Here is a 614-nt window from a genome sequence, read left to right on the forward strand (position 1 = left end):
GCAGCCAGCCGAGCGACGGTGCGAGCCACATGTCGATGCGGCGCGTGTCGCCGTCGCGCCGCGGCAGGCGCATGAAGTGCCGCGCGCCGATGATGCCGGCCTGCGTCTGCACCTGCTCGTCGCCGATCACGGTGATCGGCCAGGTCTCGCCGCTGTTGTTGTCGATCACGAAGAACTGCTGCGTGACGCCCGGCTTGTACGCGGACGGATTGCCGCGCACGAGCCCCGACAGCTGCATCAGCATGCTGAAGCGGTCCTGTATGCCGTCGGGCAACGGTGCGTTGTTCGGCGTGCGCGTGAACACGACCTGCCGGATCTCGCGATTGAAGATCGCGATGTCTTCCGGACGCTTGCCGCGCTTCTCGACATAACGGTCGGGCGCGACGCCGAACGCGTCGATGCGGCCTTCGCTGCGATAGGAGAACGGGCCGACGAACGGCACGGGCATCGACACCGACAGGTCGTAGGTGCGCCCGTCGGTACGCCAGTGGATCGTGCCGATCATGTTCTGCATGCCGTTGTAGAACGTGTCGTACTGCAGGTCGCCGGAGGGCGGCGCGATGAACTTCACGCCGTTCGTCGCGGGGCCCGGTGTCGTGGCGCCGGCGGCGCTG

General features: G+C 67.4%; 1 protein-coding gene. It reads right to left on the reverse strand.

Translation table 11 applies throughout. From position 1 onward, the window contains the following. Positions 1-614 (reverse strand): DUF3108 domain-containing protein (locus DPV74_RS41765; RefSeq protein WP_162923360.1); only part of this gene is annotated, 614 nt, incomplete at both ends.

Source organism: Burkholderia sp. HAN2018, assembly GCF_024704855.1.
Taxonomy (GTDB): Bacteria; Pseudomonadota; Gammaproteobacteria; order Burkholderiales; family Burkholderiaceae; genus Burkholderia; species Burkholderia cepacia.